Below are 26,115 nucleotides of genomic sequence, written 5' to 3'. Positions count from 1 at the left end.
TCCCCATTAGGAGGGTCGACTAATATGCCAACGCCAATCGTCGATATCGGCGTCAATCTGATGCACCGTTCGTTCCACCAGGACCGCGAGCAGGTGGTCGAGCGGGCTCTTGAGAATCAGGTCTCACCGCTCATTATTACCGGGACGAGCCTGCGGAACAGTCAGGATGCTGCCCGCTATGCCAGCCGTTATCCAGGCAAGCTGTACGCTACTGCAGGGGTACATCCTCATGATGCGAAGAGCTGCACCGAGGATACGATCACGAAACTAAGACAGCTCGCTGCGCAGCAACAGGTCGTTGCGATCGGGGAATGCGGTCTCGACTATAACCGGGATTTCTCGCCGAGGGACGTGCAGCGCAAGTGGTTCGCCGAGCAGATCCGCTTGGCGCAGGATCTGGACATGCCGCTGTTCCTGCATGAGCGGGAAGCTTTTACGGACTTTACGGCCATTCTGAAGGAGCATGACGTCCGGCATGCGGTCGTCCATTGCTTTACGGGTTCTTATGCGGAGCTGAAAGCTTATCTCGATCTAGGCTATCATATCGGCATTACCGGCTGGATCTGCGATGAGCGAAGAGGCAAGCATCTGCGGGACCTGGTCCGCATCATTCCGCTGGACCGGCTCATGATCGAGACGGATGCGCCGTTCCTGACGCCGCGGGATTTGAAAGAGAAGCCGGCGGAAGGACGGAACGAGCCGGCGTTCCTGCCGCATATTCTGAACGCTGTCGCACGTTGCATCGGCAAGCCGGCGGATGAGATCGCACAGGCGACGACGGAGACGGCGAAGGCTTTTTTCAGGATATAAGGTTGCAGACAAGCGAAAAGCACAAGCGCCGGGCTTCCGTGTCCGGTGCTGGTGCTTTTTTTAATAGCAAACGACTCTTAAAGCATGCAGTATGTGCAGGCATTTGGCGCCATGAGAGCATCCGGAGCAGAAGATACTGCAGATTGTACAGGAATTGGGGTCAGTTCGAGCTTTATATCGGAATTAACGCATGAAAAGTCTGCACAATATGCAGGCTTGATGCGTCCAGAGACATCCTGAAATGAAATGGCTGCACATTATACAGGAACCAATCCAAGATTAGCGAAAGAAGTGTCTGACCATGTGACCATGCTGCTGAATGTAATAGGAAGAGCAACAAGCCCCCGAATCTCAACAGAGATCGGGGGCTTGTGCCATTAACGCAAGGAAGCCTAAGCCTCCATCTTCTGAGCGGTGTACAGCTTGTGGTAGCGGCCGCGCTTCGCGATCAGCTCGTCATGCGAGCCGGATTCGGCGATGCCTTTGTCAGCGACGTACATGATGCGGTCGCAGTTCTTCACCGTCGAGAGACGGTGCGCGATAATGAACGAGGTGCGACCCTTGAGCAGCTCGTTCAAGCCTTTCTGCAGCAGGCGCTCGGTCCGGGCATCGATGGACGAAGTTGCTTCGTCCAGAATGAGGATGCGCGGATTAGCGAGCAGCGTGCGGGCGAACGAGATGAGCTGCCGCTGGCCTTGGGACAGCTTCGAGCCGCGCTCGTTGACCTCCGTCATGTAGCCGTCCTCGAATTCGCGAATGAACTCGTCGGCGCAGACGGTTTTGGCAGCGGCAATGATCTCTTCTTCCGTCGCATCCAGCCGGCCGTAGCGGATATTGTCCATGATCGTCCCGGAGAAAATAAAGCTGTCCTGCAGCATAATGCCCATCTGGCTGCGCAGCGACTCCAGCTTCACTTCCCCGATGTCGTGGCCGTCAATCCGAATGCTGCCGCCAGTAATGTTATAGAAGCGGGAGATCAGGTTGACGACCGTCGTTTTGCCGGCGCCCGTCGGTCCGACAAGCGCGATGCTCTCGCCCGGCTTGATGTCGAACGACAGGTTCTCGAGGACGTTGATACCTGGATCGTAAGCGAACGTCACATCGTCGAACGTGACGCGGCCTTGGATCTGCGGCAGTTCCCGTGCGTTCGGCACGTCGCTGACCGTTACCGGCTCGTCCAGCGTCTCGAAGATACGCTCGAGATAGGAGACGGCGTTGATGAAGCTGTTATAAATGTTCGACAAGTTGAGCACCGGCTGCCAGAAGCGCCAAGCATAGTTGCCCATGGCGAGAATGACGCCGATCGTTACGCCTTCCGGCCCCATTCCGAGCAGTCCGACGACATAGATCGCCGTGACGACGAGCGTACTCAGGTTATCGACCGAGAACGGGATGAGGAAGTTCAAGTACATCGTCTGCATCCACGTGCTGCGGTAGTTGCCGGCGAGGCGGGTGAAGATGCCTTCATTGCGCTTCTCGCGGGTGAAAATTTGAGTGACGCGAATGCCGCTGATGCTTTCCTGCATGTAGGCGTTCAAGTTCGAGCTCTTATTGGATACGGCTTGCCATGCCCGGCGCTGTCTCGTCTTAAGGAGCATGATGACGCCCATGAAGATCGGCAGACCTCCGAGAATGACGAACGACAATCTCACATCGACCGCGAACATGAAGATCGCGATGAAGATCAAGTTCAAGATTTCGAGAATAAAGTTGATAATACCGTTGGACAACACGTCGGATACGGAGTTGACGTAGTTGACGACCCGGATCAGAATTTTGCCCTGCGGCCGGTCATCATAGTACTGGAACGGAAGCTTCTGCAAGTGCTTGAACAAGTCCGTCCGAATCTCGAAAATAATATCCTGGCCGACGCGCGTCATGATGCGCGAGCGAATCGTCGCCAGAATGACGCTGACGACGATCGTGGCGAGCGTAAGCGCGGACCAGCCGATCAGCCCGGATTTGTCTTTCGCCGGAATCGTCACGTCGACGACATGCTGCATGATAAGCGGCGCCGAGAGACCGATGCCTGCCGAGAGCGCGCTCAGGATGAACGCGATGATCATCGGCTTCTGCTGCTTCCGGATGTAGACGAGCGCGCGCTTGAAGTGTCTTATATCGAAAGGAGACTCCAAATTCTCGTCGATGTCGAATTTATTTCTAGCCATGGGTAGTCGCCTGCCTTCCGATGCCTTCGTTCTGCAGCTTGAATACTTCGTAATAATAACCGCGCTTCTTCAGCAGCTCGGCATGGGTGCCTTCCTCGATGACGCGTCCGTTATCCAGAATAAGAATACGGTCGGCTTCGGCCGTCGTCGATACGCGCTGCGCGATAATGATCTTCGTGCACGTGAAGTCGAGCTCCCGCAAGCTCTTCTGAATATGCTCTTCCGTCTCATTGTCGACGGCGGAAGTCGTGTCGTCCAGAATGAGGATCGGAGGCTTCACAGCCATTGCCCGGGAGAGCGCGATACGCTGCTTCTGGCCGCCGGACAAGCCGACGCCGCGTTCGCCGACGATCGTGTTGTAGCCATCCGGCATTTTACGAATAAAGTCGTGAGCGGCTGCGAGCTTGGCGAAGTTCTCTACATCCTCCTCCGGCATATCCGGATCGCCGTAAGCGATATTGCCGTCAATCGTATCGGAGAACAGCAGAACATCCTGCGTCGCGACGCCGATGTTGCCGCGCAGCTCATCGATCTCCAGCTTGCGGACGTCGGTGCCGTCCACGATGACGCGGCCCTTCGACACATCGTAGAAGCGAGGGATCAGGTTGATGAGCGATGTCTTGCCCGAGCCTGTCGCCCCCATAATCGCGATCGTCTCGCCGGGCTCGACGGAGAAGCTGATATTCTCGAGCACGACAGCGTTGTCGTATTTGAAGCTGACGTTATCGAATTCAATGCGTCCTTCATAACGGCGTTTCTCGTTGCCCTTATGCTCGTTGACGATACGCGGTTCGGCGTAGTAGACGTCGACGATTTTGTTCAGGCTGGCGAAGAAACGTTGAATGTCATTGATAATGATGCCGATGGTGCGCATCGGGTTGGCCAGTCCCCAGATCAAGGCGGAGAAGGCGGAGAATTCGCCGAAGGTGATTCGCCCGTCCATGATGAGGAAGCCGCCCGCCAGCATCAGAATGACGAAGAACGCTTGCGCGAACGTCTCCAGATAAGGGAAGTAATCGAGCCATACCATAGCCGCGGCCTTATTGGCCTTGGAATAGTTGACGTTCTTCTCGCCGAATTTCTCTACTTCGAACTCTTCGCGAGCGAACGCTTTCACGACTCGGTTGCCTGCGATATTTTCCTGCGTGACCGTATTCAGCTGCGACAGCTTCTCCCGCAGGTCGCCATACATCGGACGGACGCGTCTAGCGAAGATGAACGCCACGATGAAGATCGGAGGGGCCAGAATCAGCAGCCACCAAGTCAGCTCGGCATCAATATAGAAGAAGTAGACGACGGCTGCGATGAAGATCGTCAGCGACTCGATAATCGTCTTAATGATCCACGCCATCGTGTGCCGCACCATATCCAAGTCGCCGGTCATCTTCGTCATCAGATCGCCCGTACGGTTGCGGTCGTAATATTGCATATCCTGGCCTTGGATTTTGTTGTACAAGAAAATCCGGACCCGGTACAGCATGTTCTGCGAGGCCCGTTCATACAGGAGAGTCGTGAAGTAAGCCATCCCTGTACGCAGCAGCGTAAAGCCGACCATGCCGAAGCATAAGCCGATCAGCAGCGAACGCTCATCGGTTAGATTTTGAGCCGCGTTATCGCCTGTGATGAACGTATCGACGATACGTTGGCCGATGTACGGATTGATGATGGTAAGCGAGGAGCCTGCCACCGATAGAATTAACGCGAGTATGTAGCGTACCCGATCCCCTTTCAAATTGTGCCAAAGCCACTTCAGTTGAAACATCTGATCACCAGCTTCTGTAGGTTGTCGATTATCTAGTTTCGGGAGATGCTCCCATTTCCGAAACTATGAGGATTATAACACGCTTACAATGGAAGCTAGCGGAGCGAATTCGCAAGCACGGCGGATAGGGAGGCATATAGTTCGAAGGAGGGGATTCAGCGCGGGGCAACCTAAGTTTTTCGCGTTCTGGGTCGGAATTGCTTCCGTTCTCGCCCTATGCTTGAATCTTTTGTTTAGGTGCGGCAGTCATTATTTTTAGTCCTTAGAGGATTATCTATTTAATGGGAAAATGATGCGGAACGCAGCGTGAGCTTGGATGAAATCCATTACAGCGGACCTGGGCATGGAGAGGATGTAAATGGTAATTCAGGACGGGGCCAGCGGACGTGAAACCTGTTCGTTGGCGTTTTCTAAATATGGAAAATAACTTTCATTACCAATGGCTAAGGTTTGTCTTAAATTTGGGTTGGAACGATTTCTCAAACGCTTTCCTAATAGTAAGATGGTCTTATGTGGTGGCGAGAACTTGGTCGATAGTCGTGCATCTATAGGTTTATATCGAGGGATCGAAGGATTCGAGCGTGGGGATTGGGTGATGGGATGAAGTACGAGATTTATTTTACCGATTCGGCGAATGAAGAGCTTCAAGGGATGCCCAGGGACCGGTTCGATCAACTTTCGGTCCGATTGGAGAGGCTCCGTAACGGAGACTGGGGCAACGGAACCAGAGTGAAGAAGCTTCGCTCGATTAACCGGGCGAGAACCATATATGAAGCAAGAGCAGACCGGGCGAGAAGAATGCTCTTCACGATCGTGAAGAACCGGGAGACGAACAGGAAAGCGGCGCTCTTGATCTTCCATTTCGAGGTTGAGCATGACGATGTCATTCGGACGGCTAGCGTGCTGCTGCAGGAAGAGTACACCCCGGAACGGTACGAAGAGGAGAAGCCGAAGTCATGCTCCTTGGATGAGCTTGTAAGCGAGACGCAGCCGGTCTGGACGGAAGAGCAGGATCTCTTCTACTGCTATCTCAATCAGTTGAAGTCGTACGAGCTGGATGAGGACTCCGTGATCCGCCTGATGCAGTCGAAAGAAATGGCCGGGAACGAATATGTGAGGTTCAAGCTCAGCCTAAGTCCGGAGCAGCGCAGCTACGCGGAAGCTCCCCTGCCGATTCTGCTGGGAGGAACGGCGGGCAGCGGGAAGACGACGATTATGATTCACAAGCTGCTGGAGACGGATGCTGCACAGAAGAAGTTATATGTGACGTATACGAAAGATCTATGCGACGAAGCCGGCAAAATGTTCCGTGAACTAGTGGCGGGGCTCGATGACGAGGAGCTATACAAGCGTAACACCTATTTCAAAACGTTCGATCAGCTCGTTCAAGAGCGCCGGTACGATAAGTCTCAGGACGTCGTTAAGCGTGAGAGATTTCTTCATACGTACGGCAAGTATGCGAGATCGAACCGGATCATGAACGAATTCCCTGCATTAATGATGTGGGAAGAGATCAGAGGCATCATTAAAGGCGGAAGAGCGTTCGATGGATACATTCTGCCGGAGCCGCAATATATGAAGCTGTCACGGGATCAAGCACCGAACTTCTTCGATAAGCGGAAAGCGGCGTACGAACATTTCCGCAACTACCAGAAACAGCTGGAGGATGAGTTCAAGGTCGATGAGCAGGATCTGCTGTATCAATCGATCCAATCGAATCACGAGACGTACGATTACGTCTTCTGCGACGAAGTGCAGGATTTGACGCTGCTTCATATCCGGTTGCTGCACACGATGGTGAATGAGAATGCGGCGAGGCTGTTCCTGACTGGCGATGACCAACAGATTCTGCATCATAGCGGCTTCCGATGGGCGAACATCAATGACTTGTTCACCCAATGCTTCAAGCACCGTCCGCCCGAGCTGCTTCATCTGTCGTTCAATTACCGAAGCGTCGGCTCCATTATCGATCTGGCCGGCGTTATTAATGGGATGGAACGCGACTTGACCGACCGGAAAATTAAAGCCAAGCCGTCCATTAGTTTTATCCAAGGAGATAAGCCGCGCTACTACTCTGGAATGGCGGAGCAAGAGATGGGGCACTTTGTTCACTCGTTCGGTCCTCACCAAGCGATCATCGTTCGAACAGAGGAGGAAAGGAACGAGCTTCGTCATTACTTCCGGACGACGTACGGGCTGTCGCCGCTTATCTTTAGCATTGTCCAAGTGAAGGGGCTGGAGTTCGAGCGGGTTATGATCTGGGACTTCTTCCGGCAGGACAGTGAGGAGCATGAGTTCTGGAATACGACAACCCGGCAGATGGGGCTTGGCCAAACATACCGGATAACGAGCGATTTGCGCATTCAGAGGAAGCTTAGCAGCGAGCTTAATATGCTGTATGTGGCGGTGACCCGAGCCAGCCATGTCGTCTATATTTATGACCGTATGCCTTCGGGCTTCTGGAACTTGCCTGCGTTCGGCTCTTATCTAGATAACAATGTGGCACTGGAGCATGAGTCTGCGGTTGGAGCGGCCGCATCCGATGAGAAGGAGCGGGCGACGGATTGGGTGAACGAGGGCGTCCGCCTCATGAAGCGGAAGCTGTACACGCAAGCGTTGGACTGCTTCGAGCGGGCAAGCGGCGACCAGCAGGTCGAGCGGTATGTCAGCGAGTGCGAAGCATGGATCGCGTATGAAAACGGCGACTACGAAGCGGCGCGGCATCGTTTTGAGCGGGCGGGGCTTAATCGGGAGGTCGTCCGGTGTCTGGATGCGCTGGAGGATTTCCAAGCGGTGCAGAAATTCGCCATGACTATTGCAAGGCGGAATAAGGAAGAAGCCTCTTACTGGAATCAGACGATGAATGAATATAAGGTGAGACAGTTTGACTCAGAGGGCCATTGGCGGGGGGCTGCCATTGTGCTTAACAATATTTTGCACCGGCATTATGACGCGGGAGTCCGGTTCCTGAAGATTAATGACCGGGATTTCGCGAGAGACGCATTCAAGCGGGAATTGAGGAATTGCGATCCGTCCGACGTGAAGAGGGTGGAGATGCTGCAGCAGCGGTTGAAGGAGTTAAGCGGCGGTTATGGCAGTAAGCGATAGATAAGGTGTTGTGCGGTCTTGGAGCGGCCAGGTGGACGGCAGGACAGCGGGGTAACGGGCAGCCGAAGAGCTGGGAAGCAGAACTGGAAGATAGTGAAGAAGGGAGCGGGCATGTCCATGCGGGAGTATCTTATTCAAGGCAAGGAGTATAGTCTGGAGGACTTAAGGAATCAGAAGCAATCCTGTTCGAGGCGGATCGATGAGACGAGTGACGGCGCGGACGAGTACGAAGCGCTCGACCGTCTTGTGAAGAGGTATGCCAAGACGGGAAAGTTGAATGAGAACTATTTCGAGGTTCGAATACGGGCTACGGGAAGAATAGGGTCTGCTCCGTGGTTCCCGGAGCAAGCCCGAGAGGATTCATATAACAAAGGGCTGCTGTCGCGGTTCTGGACCCGGTTCGCGCTGTCCGAGACGGAAGAAGAGTTGAGAGAGTATGGCGAGCAGTTCCGCAGATTCTCGGATGAGAAGGGATTCCATGAGGCGTCGCTTGAACGGATGCGCGCGCATTATGCCGAGCAGCTGCAGGGAATACGGAGCGGGCGGGTGAAGCCGGAAACGTATGAGTTACGGAGCGAGTTGGTGAAACCGAAAACCTATGAACAACGGAGTGAGACGGTGAAAGAGGGAGCACCGGAACAGCAGAGTGCCTCCGGCTCCATCTCTGCGGATCAAATCCTGGCCGAATATTGTGATCAGGCGATCGTGTATTTACGTTCATTCGGGTATCGAATAACGGCGGCAGCCGCGGCTCAGTATGAAGTCCGGTCACTTAGCTGCCATCACGAGACGCCGTTCTTCTATGAAGAAGGAACAGTCAGGTGCTACACACCGCTTGGACTGGTGCTGTTCTGGCAGAGGATTGCGGACGAGAGAGGACTGGAGGCGGAGGACGGACTTGAAGATCTGGGCTTCGTCGTGGACGGCAGAGAGCAGGAGTATGAGAAGCTGCTGCGCGAACGGAATATGCCCGCGTATGTAGGCCATGACGATGCTGGAGCTGCGTACCTGTGTGTTCTGAAGCAACATTCCGAAGAAGTGAATGCGATTCTGGGACGTCTCGGCGCGCATCTCGAGGAGGACTATACGGACGTGTACTCGTTCAGGTCCTCAAGAGAGGCTACGTTCGACAGCAACTATTACCATAACTTAGACAATATGTTGGAGAAGTAGGGCGGCGGCGATATTAACCTTGCATTCGGTTGGTGTACTTATCGAGCTCATTCCGGTAAAGCGTAAAGTTCTCTTCATCGAAGCAAACCCAATAAACAGTCTCGAGCTGGCTCGGATTCGAAGTTGAGGCGTTCAAGTAGGCGATTGCAGATGCAAGCGCTGTCTCTGCTGCAAGCGGCTTAGGAAAGCGGTAAATACCGGTGCTAATGTTCGGAAAAGCAATGCTCTTCGCTTGGTGCTTATCGGCAAGCGCCATCGATTTCGTATAGCAGCTGCCGAGCAGCTCGGTTTCTTGACGGTTGCCGCCGTTCCATACGGGGCCAACGGTGTGTATGACGTACGAAGCAGGCAGGTTGCCGGCAGCCGTAATAACGGCATCGCCAGCTGCGCAGCCTCCTTGCCGGGCTTTAATTTTCCTGCATTCTTCAAGGAGAAGCGGTCCGCCGGCCCGATGAATCGCGCCATCCACGCCACCGCCGCCAAGCAAGCTTGTATTCGCAGCGTTGACGATAATGTCCGCTTTTATTTTGGTTATATCGCCTTTAATAAGAGAAAAGGTTGTTTGGTTGATCTTGATCGTGAATGCCATCGATTTCCTCCACCTTTTACTGAGTAACTACTTATTTCCATTATATCAGGTGCGGATCGAGAGGGGGGATCACTTATAACAAGGGAATTGCAGAGTTGGAGCCGGATAAGGAAGAAGCAGTTGCCGTCTTCCGCGATTAAATAGCCGAAAGGGGAATGGAAGTTATGATACGGATTGTGAATAGGTTAGGAGGCTTAATGAGGAGCGGATGGTCATGCTGCCTATTGAAGTGACTATAGAAGTTCATCGATTGATTACGGCTGTCACACTAGCCATTGAACAAGCAAGAGAAGCGTTCGGACGAGGGGAAACGAACCTTGGCAACACCATCCTGGATGCGCGGTCAGGCGATATTCTGAGGACGGCGGTGCTCACGGACGATACGGACGTGCGAACGGAGTTAATGCTGTTGTATGAGGCAGTACAGAAATTCGGGCGGTAGGATGAGACGGTGAGGGAGACGGACGAACGGTTGCAGGCAAGGTTGGCTAGTGCAGTAGGGTGAGGGGCTGCCGGTGAGAGAGGCGCGAAGCAAGAGGCGGCAGAGACCTGCCGCCTGTAATGGAATGACCGCTCGCGGTGCGATTCGTTTCGTTATGGCGACAGCTTGATGAGCCGCAGCGAAGCGCTCGCGATCGGCTGATCTGCAACGCCACCGAATGGCGGATATTGTATCGTATTGCTGAGGTTGAACGATGTTTGCGTGCTCGTAGCGGGAATGAGCCCGCGAAGCTCGACGACATCGTTCGCCGCCAGCCGGATAATGGCCGAGGCTCCGACATCATCGATCTGCTGTCCGTCTGCAACGGCCAGACCTGATGTCGTCGAAGGGATGAGTGTGCCCGTGACGAAGATGCCGAGTGCGCAATGGGTTGGAGGCGGCAAGAAGGATACGTTCCAATCGACGGAATAGTCGCCTGCGTCGGTCACTGTCAATGAAGTTGCCGTGGCGGTTATGCCGCCAGCCATAATGGAGCCCGGTTGATCGAACTGATTGAACCGGACCGGCTGGTTGTTTACGATATTTTGCACCGCGTTATCATAGACGTTCGCATAGGCCGGGGAGAACGATCCCGGAGGTCCCTGCACGCCTTGCGCCCCTTGTGGACCTGCCGGTCCTGGCAGTCCCATTGGTCCAGCTGGTCCTGCCGGTCCTGGAGGACCTTGCGGTCCGGTTACGCCTTGGAAGTTATTAATGATCGTATTGATCGTATTGATGTGGTTGTTAATGACGTTCGTCTGCTCGACGGTCAAGTTCACCGTCTGCAGCGTGATGAAGAGTTGGTTAATGATCTGCTGTACTTGAACCGCTTTGTCAATAATCGAGAGCTCGATCGTCTTGAGCAGCTGGATGAAGTCTTTAAGCAGCCGCAGCAAGGTGCTTTTCTCGCACATGCCGGACTTCTCAACGAAATTGTGGAGCCGGATGATCTGCATCAATAAGGGCTGATTGCTCCTCGTATCCGTATTGCTCAAGGCTAGCGGCAGAGCTTGCTCAATGCCCTTGAGAATGTCTTGAATCCGACTAAACTCCAGATCGGTCATATGCGTCGCGCATTTCTTCTTCTTGTGATGGCGGCACTTGCAGTGGCAGTGGTGCTTGCGGCACTTGGACCGGCAGTGCGATCGCTTCTTGCGGCTGTGGCATGCGCTTGCGGACATGATGTCAGCTCCCGTCATTGTTTTTACTCAAATGTATGTCGGACAAGAACCCGCCCGTATATGCACTCGTCCAAGCGGACGAGAAATGGATGGATGTCCATGGGGGATGAAGGGATTCGAAGGTCACGGAAGCGGAATCGTCGATTGCTAAAATGAGAAGATCACGGAGATAAGGAAGGTAAGTGGTGGTACGATGATTACTCATGAAGAAGATAAGGACGTCGTTGTTTTCGCCCAGCTTTTGTCCAGAACATCATTGCCGGAGAACAAGCTCTATATCGGCAGCTTCTCGATCACGGGACGACAAGGGATTGAAAGCAATCTGCAGTATCGACATGAAGACTGGCAGTTGCTTGGGACCTCGCACGAATATACCTTTCCGCTGATGGAGGGGGATATCCAAATCTCCTTGCAGTTATATGAGAACATGAGGGATCACTACCGGTTATATTGCTACTGCAAGTTCGGCAGATACTCGGGGATGTTATTCTCAATCAATCTCACGACGGAGAAAGATGCCGAAGGCTCGATCTTCTTAACCCAACAGATTAAGTTCTCGGACCGGATGGGCGGCGATTCGAAGCATGCTCAGCATTTTCGCCAAATGAAGCAGGCCGTGTTCGTCAGCATGCTGCGGAAGCTAGGCTATGAGGTGACCGATCAGAATCATATCATTCTCGGAATTTATGATACGAAGACGGCTAGCTTCCTCAACACAACGAGCGAGAAATTTCTGTCCGACTTCATTTTGATCTCACTGTTGAAGGGGCATTTCATGGGCAATAAGGGCTTCGAGTTAGAGATCCTGCCTTCTTATAACAAGATGACGGACCTATTCGTTTCGAACAACGACGCAATGGATGATGAGCACATACCGGCAAAAGTTCATCATAGCCAGAGAAGCAGAGCGATCCCGCTAGGCGTCCGATTCAAAGTGCTAGAGAGAGATAAAGGGACATGCAAGCTATGCGGCAGAGCTCCGGCAGATGGCGTGAAGCTTCACGTCGATCATATTGTACCTTTTTCCCTCGGGGGGCTTACGGTGATGGACAATCTTCAGACGTTATGCAGTGAATGTAATATTGGGAAGAGTAATAGGTCGGTGGAGAGGTACTGAGATTAGCGGGTGCTTCTAGTGAGGAGAATGCGTTCAGGGAGGATCTGGATATCGGAGTCTAGAAGATATAGGGCGTGGAAATGTGGCAATCCTACATTAGTAGTCAATCTCATGAGGTGATACTGTCATGATCGTATATGAATCAACCAAAGTAGAGTTTCTTGCCGATGTGTTCACGGATAATCTGGTGAAGTACATCAGCACCAATTTTGCAGAGAAGATCGGTAAGGTTAACGAACGTGAGGTTCGGGCTTGGGATAACTCGATGCAGTATATGTACCGGGTACTGAGCGATCAGGAGATTCCGAATAATGCGGGCGTCGCTATCGAATTCAAAGTCCCTTACACCTCGAAGAGGATCGACTTTCTTATATCCGGCCGCGATGACCAATCGGATTCCGTGGTGGTCGTGGAGCTGAAGCAGTGGGATTCGATTGAGAAGGTTAGCGGCAAGGAAGCGATCGTGAAGACTTTTATGAACAAAGGCTTAATCGAGACGCCGCATCCTTCCTATCAGGCATGGTCTTATGCGGCCTTGATCGAGGATTACAACGAGAATGTTCAAAATGACAACATCCAGCTTCGTCCCTGCGCTTACCTGCACAACTACATGTTGGCGAGCAAGGATGAGCCGCTGATTGATCCTATATACAGTCATTATGTCGGATTGGCTCCCATCTTCGCGAAGGGCGATGCGCCTAAGCTGAGAGATTTTATTAAGAAATATATCAAATACGGCGACGACAAAGAAAACTTGTACCGCATCGAGAATGGCCGGATTCGTCCTTCGAAGTCGTTGCAGGATTCGCTGGGCAGCATGCTCAAGGGCAACCAGGAATTTACGATGATCGATGACCAGAAGGTCGTCTATGAGACGGCATTGGATCTGGCCAGACAATCGTACCGCTCCGGCGAGAAGAAAGTGCTAGTCGTAGAAGGCGGGCCGGGCACGGGCAAATCGGTGCTGGCCATCAATCTGTTTGTGCAGCTCACCCAGTACGGTCATGCCGTGCAATACGTCACGCGCAATGCGGCTCCGAGAAACATTTATGCGACGAAGCTTAAGGGCGATATGCGCAAGACGCGAATCGATAACTTGTTCAAAGGCTCCGGCAGCTTCGTCGAGGCGATGGAAAATGAATTCGATACGCTTATCGTCGATGAAGCTCACCGCCTGAATGAGAAATCGGGGCTGTTCAGCAATCTTGGCGAGAATCAGGTGAAAGAAATCATTCGGGGTTCCCGGTTCTCCATCTTCTTCATTGATGAACGGCAGCGGGTGACGCTGAAGGATATCGGAAGCATTGAGTTGATCCAGCAGTTTGCCGAGGAACTCGGTGCAGATTTGGTTAAGACGCAGCTGGCTTCGCAATTCCGTTGTGACGGTTCGGATGGATATATGGCGTGGTTGGACGACGTCCTGCAAATTCGCGAGACGGCCAATGACGACTACATGGGCGTCGATTATGATGTACGGATTTTCTCCGACCCTCACGAGATGAGACGGCAGATAGAGCAACTGAATGAGCGGCAAAATAAATCCCGAATCGTCGCGGGCTACTGCTGGGATTGGACCAAGGATAACCGCAACAACCCGGAGTATTCGGATATCGACATCCCGGAGCATGACTTCGGCATGAGCTGGAATCTCGACAATACAGCAACATGGGCGATAGATGAGAGATCCGTCACTGAAGCGGGCTGCATTCATACATGCCAGGGGCTGGAGTTCGATTATGTCGGCGTCATCATCGGCAAAGATCTAATCTATAGCGACGGACAAGTCGTGACCGATTACACAAGCCGGGCACAGACCGACCAGTCGTTGAAAGGACTCTCCAAGCTAATGAAAGAGGACCCGGAGCGGGCCAAGAAGCTTGCGGACGAAATCATTCGCAATACGTACCGAACCCTGATGACTCGGGGGCAGAAGGGCTGCTTTATTTTCTGCACGGATAAGGCGCTGGAGAACTATATGCGGGAACGGATCGAGCGGGCGGCGGAGATGAAGAAGAGGCTGGGTTGAGGTAATAAAGGAGATAGAAGTTGATAGTTGTTTACATCTCAGTGTGGAAGGTGACACTATGCTCGTATATAACAAGCTTGTCCGTGATAGAATCCCTCAGATTATTGAGGCAAAAGGAAAGACGGGCCGAACGCGAATTCTGGATGAGGTAGAATATCACACCCAGTTGAAGCTGAAGCTCAGCGAGGAAACGACGGAGTATCTCCGAGCGGAGAATACGGAAGAGGCTCTGGAAGAGCTGTCGGACATTTTGGAAGTGGTAAGGGCGTTGGCAGCTGCTCACGGCGCGAGTTGGGAGGAGCTTGAAGCGTTGCGTGAGCAGAAAGCGGAGAAGCGCGGAGGGTTCGAAGAGAGAGTGTTTCTGATTGATGTGGATGAGGGAGCTTAAGGGCAAGAGAGCGATTGTATAGGAAGTGATTCGGATGATCGAAGTGGCAGCGGCCATCATTGAGAACGAGCAAGGGCAGTTATTGATCGCGAGACGGAAGAAAGGGAAGTCGCAGGAAGGCCTGTGGGAGTTTCCGGGCGGGAAGATCGAGAAGGGCGAGTCACCGGAGGCATGCTTACGGCGAGAGCTGCTAGAGGAAATGCAAATCGTGATTCGTCCCTATGCCTACTTCGGCACGAATGATCATCATTATGGGGCGACGCATATTCGGTTGATTGCATACAGGGCCCACTATATAAGCGGCGTGGTTACATTGGTGGATCATGATGATTATCGTTGGGTTGAACGGGAAGCGTTGAGGGAGTATACGTTCGCTCCGGCGGATGTGAAGTTTGTGGAGATGTTGGCGGGGGAAGGGCCTTAGTAACAAATAATCGGAGATTGGTGGTGAACGACTTGGAGGAAATCTTGACTAAGGAAGACTTGATGGAACAGATTGCGAACATGAATAAAGAAAACTCGGTTTGCCAGATATTCATTCCCGGTAAAGGGAAGTTTACTATCATTCTGCAAGAGGAAGATCATAACTCCATCGCTTCAGATGTTCACGCTAATCCCACACTTAAACAGATGTTAAAGGAAAGTGTTACTGCTTATCACGAAGGCCAATCATTATCTACAGTTGACCTTTTAATATCGTTGTCTCCAAAGGATTTTCAGAAATGAATGCCCAATTCAATCATCAGGGTGCGTCAATATCTTGTAGAAAAGTAGTATTTCCAAAGTGCCGCAAAAATCAGAAGTCCAATCCCCACAAGGTTCTATAATACATAGCCGTCCTTTAATGGAACGGCTTTTTTGGTTCTCCGAATGATCGACACATCTGCCGCCTTCGTGACTAGATTTGACAGCGGCTAGGCCAGAGGTTGTGCGGCTCAAGTAGTCACAGCACAATACTGCTGGTAATGGAGGCACTTCCTAATATTTTCCTCCTTGTTATGATAGGTGACATAGCCCTTTGTGGGCAAGCCATATATCAGAGGAGGAGTTATATTTGGTGAAACGCAATCTCTTCAGTCTGATTTCGTCGTTCATTCTGATCGGCGGCCTGCTCATGCCGGTTGCGGCGTCTGCGGCATCGGCCAAGCAGACGAGCTTCAACGCGAATCCCAGCGTGCTGGACATCGGTGCGAAGCTGAGAGCCGATACGCTTGAAGGTGTTAAAGCCGAAGGCCGGCTTAACCTGTCCGGCAGCGAAGCTTCGGCGGATGCCGGCACTTCCTCGGGCGATGCCAGCCTGACGGAAGCGGATGTCGGCATCGTCAAGCCATGGCTGACGAGCAATGATGTCGATGGCAACTATTATTTGAAGAACTTCACCCTCCGCGCCGTCGGGAATAACGGAGAAGTGTGGGTAGCGAACAATCTCAACTTTCCGAACGGGGATCCGCGGAACGGCTCCGTTCAAATCACAGACGCGCAGGTTCAGTATTTGCTGAACGAATTCGAAACGCGCATTTATCCCAAAGAAATCGAGTATTTCGCACCGCCTGCCGAGCGCAAAGGGAATGATGGCTACAACGGCTTGTATAAGGATGACAGCGGCCGTGTCGTCATTTTGATCGACAACATCAAGGACCAAAGCTACTACAACCCAACCTATCCAAGCTACATCGCCGGATACTTCTCCCCGACGGTCAGCGATTTTACCGATCGTAATGTCATGACCGTCGATTGTTATAATTGGTTGAAGCGGACCGGACCGAACGCGGCGGAGCCTTATCTCTATGAAGGGGTATTCGCGCACGAATTCCAGCATTTGCTGCACCGGGATACCGACCCGAACGAAGAGAGCTTCATCAATGAAGGCTTGTCTGACTTCGCCCAATACATGGTCGGTTACGGCCACTCCACCGACCATGTGGACGAATTCATGTCGCATCTCCGGAACTCCCTTACCTTATGGGGCGACCAGTCGGATCTGCAAATTCTCGCCGATTACGGCAACGCCTATCTGTTCCAGCTGTACCTATACGATCATTACGGAGAATCGTTTATCCAGACCTTGTTCCATGATCCTTACACCGGCATCAGCGGCGTTGAAGATGCGCTCGCGCAAGCCGGCATCGGCAAAACTTTCGCTGAGGTATATGCTGATTACATGACGGCAGTCGTGCTGGACAGCGGGTATCAAGGCGATCCCTCTACGTACAAGTTCAACTCGATCGACCTGACTCCCGACTTTACCTCCTCCGTCTTGGCAGACAACACCTCTCCCGCATGGGGGACAGACATCAAAGTGATCACGCCGGATCCGAAGATCGATCATCTGTATTTCCAAGGACTCGACTTCCTGCGCACCAACTGGACGCCGGTGGAGGATCCTGAGCGCGGAGCGGTTCTCTGGGGCAATCAAGGCGACTTGGCCGACAATTTCCTGATCAAGGAATTGGATCTGACCAGCCAGGCTGCGCCTGAGCTCAGCTTCGACACCAGCTACAACATCGAGGAGCAGTGGGACTTCGGTGCCGTGCAGGTATCCGAGGACGGAGGGAAGACGTGGACGTCGCTGGCCAATGAGGACACACGCAGCGATCTGGTCGAAGAAGGCTATCCGAAGATCGCGGCGAATCTGCCGGGCTTCACGGGCAGCTCCGGCGGCTGGAAGACGGAGTCGTTCGATCTGTCCGCTTATGCCGGGAAGAAGGTTCTGCTCGGTTTCCGTTATTTGACGGACTGGGGCTATAACGAAGCTGGCTGGTACTTGTCCAATCTGCGGTTGAACGGAACCGTGATCGATGCGATGACCGACACCTCCGGATTTAAAAGTCTGGAGCAGGCTACCGGTCAGTACGTGAATTATCAGGTTCAATTCATCGGCTTGATGAAGAATTATGATAAGCAAAAGGCGAAAGAGCACAATAACCAGGTCAAAGTCATCCGCTTGCCGGATCCTATTAATATGTCGGAATCGGACCGTATTGAGCTTACCGACTTGCTCCACGGCAATAAGTACGACCGCATTATCATGATGACGACGTACGCCGCTCCTGAAGGCACCAGAAACAGCGTGTCATATGATTATGATGTGGTTCTGAAGGACACCGGGAAGAAAAGTAATGCCAAGGGTAGCGGGAAGTAGAAATCGCCCGCAGCTATGGTATGCCCGATGATAGGTTTTCCGGCTTCAATCGCGTAGAAAAGGAGCATAATCTCGATTTATTAGCCCGCCGGAACAGGTTATCCGAAGCGGGCTCTTTCTTTTATCCTCAAAGGCGAGAAGAGTTTGACCTTTGTAGGTCATGAGATGAATGCTACTGCTACGACAATGTATGCATCGAATTCCACAGCATCATTAATAAAGAATCATTGATCGAGAAAAATATAAATAGCGCGAGCAAGCTCGTAAGCACATTTTTGAACATATTACCCGCTTCTATAATGGAAAGATAAACCATTCTTCCTTAGGGTATCATACGCCCAAATGAATACGAACGTACGTACCGTTCTGCAGCCTGATTTCTCGAATTTATGTGTCTGCTTTGTTGACAGAGATCCGTTGCCTTATAAGGTTAAGTACATCTTTGAGATATTTTGAACTTTTGAAAGGAATTTACCGAAACTCTTAATTTCCAGTAAAAAGTATGTTAGTATGTACACAAACATACTATGGGAGGTGAGGGCAAGTGAAAAAGAGGCAAAAAACCGCATTTGGTGAATACTTGGTTTGCGAGATCAAGCTGGCACAAATGTCACAGGAAGAATTCTATAATTCGGTTGGCATCAAGAAGCCTTATTTTTATGACATCCTCACTGCTGCTCCACCTCCGCTAGATCTGCAAAACCGGATGCTTGTAGTGCTGGAAGAAAAGATGGATGTTGATCCTTCCCGGCGAAGCAAATTTTATGATTTAGCAGCGCAAGGAAGAAGTGAGATTCCTGTGGACATTGGCGAACTGATTAAATCCAACCCGGATAAGTGGGACAATGTTCGTACGGTGCTAAACCAACTGCTCGCAGTGCAAAGATAAGGAGAAGTTACTATGGCGGCGATTAACGATTTGATTATGCAAATTCAAGACTCTGCTCTCCGCGCTAAAATCGAGCAGGAGGTCGAGAAGCTGAGCAAGCAGAAGAAATTCGGACTGGTATTTGAGGAGCATCTACCGGAATGTACTCCCCTTTACGACGTGCCCGTCCGAAAAGGCGGCACGGTTGCCATTAAAACCGGCAAGGTGAGCGAAACCTATGTAGTGCTGAAAATCAATGGTGAAACTGCAACCTGCTTCCCTAAGGGTGACGGTGACGTAGTGGAACTGCCTGTTGCCGAGTTAGTCACAGTGGCCGAATTTGGTGAGCCAGTTTATCCCTATCTTAAGCCTCTAGACACGGTCTGCAATGCCCCTGACAGCGACCTGTGGCATACGCTGATTGAGGCGGATAACTACCATGCCTTACAGTTGTTGGAATACCTTTATGCCGGGAAAGTAGATTGCATTTATATAGATCCGCCTTATAATACTGGCGCGAAAGATTGGAAATACAATAACGACTATGTGGATAGCACGGATGCATACCGGCATAGCAAATGGCTGTCTATGATGCAGAAGCGACTGAAGATGGCGAAAAAACTGCTGAATCCGAAAGAATCGGTGCTGATTGTTACGATTGACGAAAAGGAATACTTACACCTTGGATGCTTGCTTGAAGAATTATTTCCACATGCCAAAATGCAGATGGTAAGTATTACTATTAACCCCTCGGGTGCTAAGAGGGATAACCTTTTTTCTAGAGCAGATGAATATGCTTACATCGTTTTGATTGGCGATGCGCATGTGATTCACCCGAAGGGCGTAGGTGATGAGCAAGAGGTTCGTTGGTGGTATCTCAGAAGAACGGACTTTTCTTCTAGAAGGGGAACCGTCAAAGGTGGAACTGCGCAATTTTATCCTATCTACGTTGATGACACCACAAAGAAAATCATAAAAATCGGATTACCATTAACGCCGGAACAGTCCATTAAAAGTGCTCCTTCGATAGAAGGGGCGACTGCAGTTTTTCCAATTCGTGAAGATGGCGTTGAGATGAACTGGGGTTTGACTGGTGATTCACTTAAAACTTTAATTGATGATGGTGTGGTAAGGGTAACTGAGGGGAGCGAAAACCAACCATACGTCTTCCGTTATTTAAGCGCGAATTATAAAGACAAAATCCATGAGGGTCGTTGGGCTGTACGTGGATTGCGTCCAGATGGTACTAAAATTGTGGTTGAGGTAGACGGGAAAGTTACCCGTGCCACAACTGTTTGGCAAAACAAACTTCACGATGCCGGTCAATATGGAACTTCTCTCCTTGGGTCTTTCATAGGAACCGGAAAATTTAGTTTTCCTAAATCCTTGTATGCGGTTCAGGATACACTCAGATATTTTGTCGCCAGCAAAAAGGAGGCACTAATTGTTGACTTTTTTGCAGGGTCTGGGACAACGCTCCACGCAGTCAATTTGCTTAACGCAGAAGATGGAGGGCGTAGACGTTGTGTCTTGGTTACAAACAATGAAGTCTCTGCAGATGAAGCAACTGCCCTTTCTGAACAAGGCTTTAAGCCTGGAGATCCGGAGTGGGACAACCTAGGAATAGCTCGCAATGTTACATGGCCACGAACGGTTTGTAGTATCAAGGGGCGTGACATAAGCGGTGCTCCTCTTGAGGGTGACTACGGAGCACTTATCGAAGATTTTGTCTTGAACGAGGAAGACACTGTTGTATCAAAATCAACTGGAAAGCCTATTTCGAAAAAAATCTATATTAAGAAGAAAGTTCAAAAACTTCCGAAACTGGCTGAAATCCAAAGGGCTAGTGGTTTTGAAACAAACGCCGCTTTCTTCAAACTGGGTTTCCTGGACAGAACCTCTGTTGCCCTCGGCAGACAATTCAAGGAGATGCTGCCCACACTGTGGATGAAGGCGGGCGCACATGGCCCATGCCCCAGCGCAGATGACGAAGCCGTTCCCATCATGCTGGTGTTGCCGGAAAACAAATTTGCCATCCTGACGGAGGAAGCCGCTTTCCCTGAGTTTGAAGCAGCAGTCAATTCCCTGACACAGATTGAGACCGTTTATATCGTCACTGACTATGAGACAGGCTACTGTGCCATGGCAAAGAATCTGCGGGCATCGAATACTTACCAGCTCTATCGGGACTATCTCGACAACTTCAGAATCAACACGGGGAGGAATTGACCATGAAAGTCGAATTATTTCCGTTTCAGAAAAAGGCAGTTGCCGACCTGCGTATGAAAGCGGCGGAGGCGCTAGGCATTTATCATCGCACCCATACCCCACAGGTGGTCTCGCTTCAGGCACCTACTGGCGCCGGTAAGACCATTATTATGGCGGCGCTGGTGGAGGATATCTTTTACGGCACGGACCAGTATGCGGAGCAACCAGAGGCCATCTTTGTCTGGTTGTCGGACTCCCCAGCGCTGAACGACCAGTCGAAGCAGAAGTTTGACCTGAAGGCTGACAAAATTCGTTTCAACCAGTGCGTCACCATTGAGGACGAGTCCTTTGATATGGAGAAGCTGGAGGATGGGCATATCTATTTCCTCAACACACAGAAGCTGAGCGCCACCGGAAACCTCAGTAAATATTCCAATTATCGGCAGTACACCATATGGGATACCCTCGAGAATACAGCACAGGAGAAATCCGACCGGCTGTACTTCATTATTGATGAAGCCCATCGCGGTATGCAGGGACGAGAGGCTGGCAAAGCGACGTCCATCATGCAGCGATTTCTCAAAGGCAGCAAACCTCACGGTTTGTCCCCAATGCCTGTGGTCATCGGGATCAGTGCCACGGCAGCTCGGTTTAATGCGCTGGTAGACAACACGACATCGACATTGCAGAAATGCATTGTGACATCCAATGAAGTCCGCGCATCCGGTCTGTTGAAGGACAGAATCGTCATCACCTACCCAGATGACCCGGAAAAGAACAGCGAAATGGCTCTACTGGAGGCCGCCACAGACGAATGGAAAAAGAAATGTGATCATTGGTATCAGTATTCCTATGAGCAGCATTACGCACAGGTCAATCCGATCTTTGTGATCCAGGTTCGCGCGGGTAGTGGCAAAAAGATTTCCGATACCAACCTAGATGATGTGCTCGCAAAAATCGAAGAGCGGCTCGGCATACGGCTCAAAGAGCACGAGGTGGTACATACTTTTGGCTCTACCTCTACGATTACGGTCAACGGCCTGCCAGTGCATCATGTGGACCCATCTGAGATTACAGATGACAAGCGAATTCGAATCGTAATGTTTAAGGAGAATCTTTCTACCGGCTGGGATTGTCCCCGTGCGGAGGCTATGATATCTTTCCGCCCTGCAAACGACGAGACTTATATCGCGCAGCTTCTCGGCAGAATGGTTCGGACTCCGCTGCAGTGTCATATCCTTGTAGATGATTATTTGAATGATGTGCGGCTGTTTCTGCCGTACTTCAACAAGGATACCGTTGAAAAGGTCATTAAGGAATTTCGTGATGCCGAAGGCGGCGACATTCCTATCGATGTCGAGGGCGAGTCCTTGGAGCATCCGGTTTATGTCCCTTGGACAGTGCGTACTACCAGGAGACGGGAGGAAACGCCAATACCTGGGCAGATGGAGATTGCCATATCGCAGGATGTTGCATCGACGGAACAACCGGCCCAGAATAGACCCGAAACAATTGCGGAGTCGCAGGCTGTCTATCGGCCTGTCCCCCCCCAGGTAGAGCCAACGCTCATGGTGCTGAACAGTCCAGAGTGGCCGACGGCAACGGAGCCTGTCCCGAACCCCAGTGTTCAGATTATGATTCCCGGCCGCTATATGGACAGGGAGGCAATCACCAAATTCATCAATGAACAGGGATTGCTGACCTATCTGGTGCGCTCTGTTAAAATCAACAGTTATCTGAAATCCCTGTTAAGTCTGGCCGCGCTGCTTACCCAGACCAACATCTATGCCGGAGCCAATGACGAAATCAAAAACGATGTGTCGAATATGATTCGCACCTATGTTGAACAACTACGAAATACGGGAAAATATGACGAGCTTGCCGAACATGTGCTTTCATTTAAATTGTCTGTCCGCATCTTCGATGCGTTTGGAGAGGCACTTGACAACGGGATAGTTCACGACTTGTTTACCGCATCTGAAGGTGACCTTGACCGGCAGCTACGGGCAGCAGATGCGAAGATCGGCAATTATGGTTTTCAGAATATTTATGGACGGAAGTATTTTGACCCTAATGACCCTACTGCTTTCAAGGTGGATTGCATATTATTTGTAGCGGACGATGACTGTATTGCAAGCCTGAACCGATATGCTAAAAAGAAGTTCCACAGCCTGAACGATCAGTATCGCAAGTATGTAGTCAACAAATCCGAAAAGTTCAAAAAGCAGTACAGCGATATTATTGCGGATGGCGATGTGGTCAGTAAGCACAACTTTGCCCTGCCGGAGACCATCAGTGTCCGAATGGAAAGCGGGGGGAAAGAATATGACAACCATTTGTTTGCAGATAAAGAGGGCATTGCCACAATTAAACTGAACGGCTGGGAAGAAGGAGTTCTGGCTGAGGAAGCGCAGCAAACGGATTTCGTGTGTTGGCTACGTAACCCACCTAGAGAAAAATGGTCGTTGTGTATTCCCTACGAGATTAGTGGCGAAACCAAAGCGACTTATCCCGACTTCCTGATTGTCAGAGATGATCCTGCATTGAATTATGTGATCGACATTCTTGAACCCCATAATCCTGATTTCAAAGATAATCTAGGTAAAGCTAAGGGATTTGCAAAATATGCAGAAGCGGAGCCGAGAATCGGTAGAATTCAGTTGATTCGTACCGGCAAGGATCCGACAGGCAAAACCAGATTCAAGAGACTGGATCTCTCCCAAGGGCTCGTTCGTGACAAAGTGCTGCATGCCATCTCCAACGATGAACTGGATCAGATTTTTGATGCTTACGGATTTTTCATGTAAAACAGTCCCGACAAATGGTATATATCCGTCTGTCGGGACTTTGTTACTTAATTGCTAACACTTCGCCCTTAGCTGGATATCCGCGACGTATTCTGGTACAGTGTCCCCCCCCAAAGTATGAGAAGTGCAGTCGAGGAGCTATACGGAGAGGCAGTGAATAACGCACAGCTACTGACTCGGAACGAGGACAACCTGATGCCAACTCTGACAGAAGCGCAGAAAGAGACCTTTGATCTATTGCATAATCTTATTCATGAATTCGTGAATACTCTTTATATCTCCAGATTGGGCCACTAAAAATGGAATATTTAGATAATTACTAATCTCGCGAGCATATATAATCTCTGCAGTTTGAAAGCTTTCAAGGAGGTTAGAATCGAATTGGTAGCCATCTCTTTGAGAAAACCTTTCTTGAATGGAACTTATTAAATCAGTAAGTACAATGATTGAGTTAGGTGATATTCTACTAAATGTATCAGGAGGAATTCGCGTAATATCACTGGACTGATTAAGTAGGCAGAAATGTCCGTCTAGCAAGAACCAGTCACTGATATTAAGGCGATTCAACGAGGTCGAGAGAAAATCTTGGTTCTGTTCTATATCATGAATCAGTTTGTTGCGCGAATAGATCTCTTCTTTTTCATCAGATATTAACTTACTGGCCGAAAAGTGAGAGATTTCGTAATGTTTTGTGAGGTCATTACATAATGAGGTTTTCCCGACTCCATGAATACCTCCAATAAAGATCATTTTTCTCACCAGTTAATCCTCCATTCGTTTTTCTGTGAATTACACTAAAAACAATGCTACCATAGATTCAAAAATATGGTAACATAGAAGGGGATTCAGACTCAATAAGGATGTGACAATCTTGGAAGGATATATTCAACATAAGCTGTTCTCTGAAATAGAACTTTCAGACCCCTTTTTTGATAGTTTAAAAGGAGACTACCCGGGTTTCGAAAACTGGTTTGCAAGAAAGGCTCAAGAAAGAGCATATGTTCTATACAATCCTCAGAAAAGATTGGAAGCATTCCTATACCTAAAGGTAGAGAATGGTCCAATTGAAGATGTCACACCATCGATTGTAGCGAATTCCGTATTGAAAATAGGTACAATGAAAGTAAACCCGCACGGCACTAGGCTGGGGGAGCGCTTTATTAAAAGGGCCTTAGATGTTGCAATTAGCAGGGGCGTTGAAGGAATTTATGTTACTGTATTTGCAAAGCATGAGGCATTGGTCAGCCTTTTCCTGAAATATGGATTCATTCAGCGGTCAACTAAGGAATCTACATCCGGAACAGAGCTCGTGTTGTGGAAATCATTAACCGAAACAAGGAATCATATACTTTTGAATTATCCTAGAATAAGTCAGAGAGGGAAAAGGAAGCATGTTCTTTCCATATTCCCAGAGTTCCATACTCGACTGTTCCCGGACTCGATACTTAATAATGAGCGCTTTGATATCCTTGAGGATGTTTCACACACAAATAGTATCCATAAAGTCTTTATTTCTGCCGCCCCCGTTTCTGGGCTTAGGCCTGGCGATATAATAGTCATATATAGAACCTCTGACAGGCAAGGTCAGGCGAGATACAGGTCTGTGGCCACTTCCATTTGTGTTGTAGAAGAGGTTAAATCTAAACAGAGCTTTAGTGATGTTAGATCATTTACTGATTACTGTGAGAAATATAGTGTGTATACGTCAGAAGAATTACAAGGTATTTATTTTGAGGAGAAACGTCATCACGTCATAAAGATGGTGTATAATATTGCTCTTAGGAAGAGGGTAACTCGGGGGCAACTTATAGAACAACTTGGGATTGAGAGTGATCGTTGGACGTTTTTTGAACTGACAGACAATCAGTTCGATTCCATCTTGCAGGCAGGTGATGCACATGAAAGTCTTGTTATCGATTAAGCCCGAATTTGTTGAGAAGATATTTGCAGGAGAGAAGAAGTTCGAGTACCGCCGTACGATTTTCAAAAAAGATGTTGAGTCAATTGTCGTATATTCGACTAAACCAGAAGGGAAGATTGTAGGGGAACTATTTATAGAGTATATATTAAATGATTCCCCTGAGTCGATTTGGTCATCTACGCAAAAAGATTCTGGTATCAGTTATAGTTTTTTTCAAGAGTACTTTGGGGATCGAACGGAAGGTTACGCAATAAAGATCTCAAAGGCAGTGCAATACGAACATCCTTACGATCCCTCTATGCAGGATAGCAATTTTCGAGCACCTCAATCTTTTTGTTATATTGAATAAACGAAATTGGTCTCGAC

At 50.3% G+C, this 26,115-nt stretch carries 20 protein-coding genes; 15 read left to right on the top strand and 5 right to left on the bottom strand.

Annotated elements, in window-relative coordinates; genetic code table 11:
- Nucleotides 1–24: 24 nt before the first annotated feature.
- On the top strand, nt 25–810 hold the full coding sequence (locus PKO01S_RS18835) for a TatD family hydrolase (RefSeq protein WP_127532991.1): 786 nt from the start codon (nt 25–27) through the stop codon (nt 808–810).
- 392 nt (nt 811–1,202) lie between these two features.
- Here the strand turns inward: PKO01S_RS18835 and PKO01S_RS18830 are convergent, their stop codons facing one another.
- The gene (locus PKO01S_RS18830) at nt 1,203–2,978 is read right to left on the bottom strand and encodes an ABC transporter ATP-binding protein (protein ID WP_127532990.1); all 1,776 of its coding nucleotides are present in this window, start codon (nt 2,976–2,978) and stop codon (nt 1,203–1,205) included.
- Entirely contained in the window at nt 2,971–4,740 is a 1,770-nt protein-coding gene (locus PKO01S_RS18825; protein ID WP_127532989.1) for an ABC transporter ATP-binding protein, read from the bottom strand. Before PKO01S_RS18825 ends, PKO01S_RS18830 begins: the two co-directional genes overlap by 8 nt.
- 600 nt (nt 4,741–5,340) lie before the next feature.
- Here PKO01S_RS18825 and PKO01S_RS18820 point away from each other — a divergent pair.
- Together PKO01S_RS18820 and PKO01S_RS18815 are read left to right on the top strand one after the other, a co-directional pair.
- A complete protein-coding gene (locus PKO01S_RS18820) occupies nt 5,341–7,848 on the top strand; it encodes a UvrD-helicase domain-containing protein (protein ID WP_127532988.1) in 2,508 nt (835 codons plus the stop codon).
- Nucleotides 7,849–7,866: 18 nt separating this feature from the next.
- A complete protein-coding gene (locus PKO01S_RS18815; protein WP_127532987.1) occupies nt 7,867–9,021 on the top strand; it encodes a hypothetical protein in 1,155 nt (384 codons plus the stop codon).
- 13 nt (nt 9,022–9,034) lie between these two features.
- On the opposite strand, the gene PKO01S_RS18810 is transcribed toward PKO01S_RS18815, so the two are convergent.
- Nucleotides 9,035–9,610 (bottom strand): O-acetyl-ADP-ribose deacetylase, encoded by a 576-nt coding sequence (locus tag PKO01S_RS18810; protein ID WP_127532986.1) that lies wholly within the window; start codon nt 9,608–9,610, stop codon nt 9,035–9,037.
- A gap of 214 nt (nt 9,611–9,824) precedes the next feature.
- Between PKO01S_RS18810 and PKO01S_RS18805 the strand changes: the two genes are divergently transcribed.
- Nucleotides 9,825–10,052: a hypothetical protein gene (locus tag PKO01S_RS18805; protein ID WP_127532985.1), complete on the top strand. Its 228-nt coding sequence runs from the start codon at nt 9,825–9,827 to the stop codon at nt 10,050–10,052.
- A 152-nt stretch (nt 10,053–10,204) separates the two neighbouring features.
- On the opposite strand, the gene PKO01S_RS18800 is transcribed toward PKO01S_RS18805, so the two are convergent.
- Nucleotides 10,205–11,272 carry a hypothetical protein gene (locus tag PKO01S_RS18800; protein ID WP_127532984.1) on the bottom strand — a complete coding sequence of 356 codons (1,068 nt, stop codon included), beginning with the start codon at nt 11,270–11,272 and terminating at the stop codon, nt 10,205–10,207.
- Nucleotides 11,273–11,465: 193 nt separating this feature from the next.
- Here PKO01S_RS18800 and PKO01S_RS29125 point away from each other — a divergent pair, with 193 nt between their 5' ends.
- The 9 genes from PKO01S_RS29125 (at nt 11,466) to PKO01S_RS18755 (ending at nt 23,828) form a co-directional block, all read left to right on the top strand.
- On the top strand, nt 11,466–12,389 hold the full coding sequence (locus PKO01S_RS29125) for an HNH endonuclease (RefSeq protein ID WP_218031488.1): 924 nt from the start codon (nt 11,466–11,468) through the stop codon (nt 12,387–12,389).
- A 127-nt stretch (nt 12,390–12,516) separates the two neighbouring features.
- On the top strand, nt 12,517–14,415 hold the full coding sequence (locus PKO01S_RS18790; protein ID WP_127532983.1) for a DUF2075 domain-containing protein: 1,899 nt from the start codon (nt 12,517–12,519) through the stop codon (nt 14,413–14,415).
- 58 nt (nt 14,416–14,473) lie between these two features.
- Nucleotides 14,474–14,803, top strand: a complete 330-nt coding sequence (locus PKO01S_RS18785) for a nucleoside triphosphate pyrophosphohydrolase (protein ID WP_127532982.1) — start codon at nt 14,474–14,476, stop codon at nt 14,801–14,803.
- Between the two features lie 34 nt (nt 14,804–14,837).
- Nucleotides 14,838–15,227 (top strand): 8-oxo-dGTP diphosphatase MutT, encoded by a 390-nt coding sequence (mutT, locus tag PKO01S_RS18780; RefSeq protein ID WP_127532981.1) that lies wholly within the window; start codon nt 14,838–14,840, stop codon nt 15,225–15,227.
- Between the two features lie 44 nt (nt 15,228–15,271).
- Nucleotides 15,272–15,529: a hypothetical protein gene (locus tag PKO01S_RS18775; RefSeq protein ID WP_246070634.1), complete on the top strand. Its 258-nt coding sequence runs from the start codon at nt 15,272–15,274 to the stop codon at nt 15,527–15,529.
- 331 nt (nt 15,530–15,860) lie between these two features.
- Nucleotides 15,861–17,945 carry a choice-of-anchor J domain-containing protein gene (locus PKO01S_RS18770; RefSeq protein ID WP_127532979.1) on the top strand — a complete coding sequence of 695 codons (2,085 nt, stop codon included), beginning with the start codon at nt 15,861–15,863 and terminating at the stop codon, nt 17,943–17,945.
- Between the two features lie 544 nt (nt 17,946–18,489).
- Nucleotides 18,490–18,834 (top strand): hypothetical protein, encoded by a 345-nt coding sequence (locus tag PKO01S_RS18765; protein ID WP_127532978.1) that lies wholly within the window; start codon nt 18,490–18,492, stop codon nt 18,832–18,834.
- 12 nt (nt 18,835–18,846) lie between these two features.
- Nucleotides 18,847–21,042: a site-specific DNA-methyltransferase gene (locus PKO01S_RS18760; protein WP_127532977.1), complete on the top strand. Its 2,196-nt coding sequence runs from the start codon at nt 18,847–18,849 to the stop codon at nt 21,040–21,042.
- Between the two features lie 2 nt (nt 21,043–21,044).
- The gene (locus PKO01S_RS18755) at nt 21,045–23,828 is read left to right on the top strand and encodes a DEAD/DEAH box helicase (RefSeq protein WP_127532976.1); all 2,784 of its coding nucleotides are present in this window, start codon (nt 21,045–21,047) and stop codon (nt 23,826–23,828) included.
- 234 nt (nt 23,829–24,062) lie between these two features.
- Here PKO01S_RS18755 and PKO01S_RS18750 read toward each other — a convergent pair whose 3' ends face one another.
- Complete coding sequence (locus tag PKO01S_RS18750; protein WP_246070635.1) at nt 24,063–24,578, bottom strand: ATP-binding protein; 516 nt, start codon at nt 24,576–24,578, stop codon at nt 24,063–24,065.
- Between the two features lie 121 nt (nt 24,579–24,699).
- Between PKO01S_RS18750 and PKO01S_RS18745 the strand changes: the two genes are divergently transcribed.
- Complete coding sequence (locus tag PKO01S_RS18745) at nt 24,700–25,749, top strand: N-acetyltransferase (protein ID WP_127532974.1); 1,050 nt, start codon at nt 24,700–24,702, stop codon at nt 25,747–25,749.
- Entirely contained in the window at nt 25,727–26,098 is a 372-nt protein-coding gene (locus tag PKO01S_RS18740; RefSeq protein WP_127532973.1) for a hypothetical protein, read from the top strand. Before PKO01S_RS18745 ends, PKO01S_RS18740 begins: the two co-directional genes overlap by 23 nt.
- Nucleotides 26,099–26,115 lie beyond the last annotated feature (17 nt).

This window comes from Paenibacillus kobensis NBRC 15729 (assembly GCF_004000825.1).
GTDB classification, from domain to species: Bacteria; Bacillota; Bacilli; order Paenibacillales; family Paenibacillaceae; genus Paenibacillus_T; species Paenibacillus_T kobensis.
This window is presented reverse-complemented; position numbering and strand designations above follow the sequence as displayed.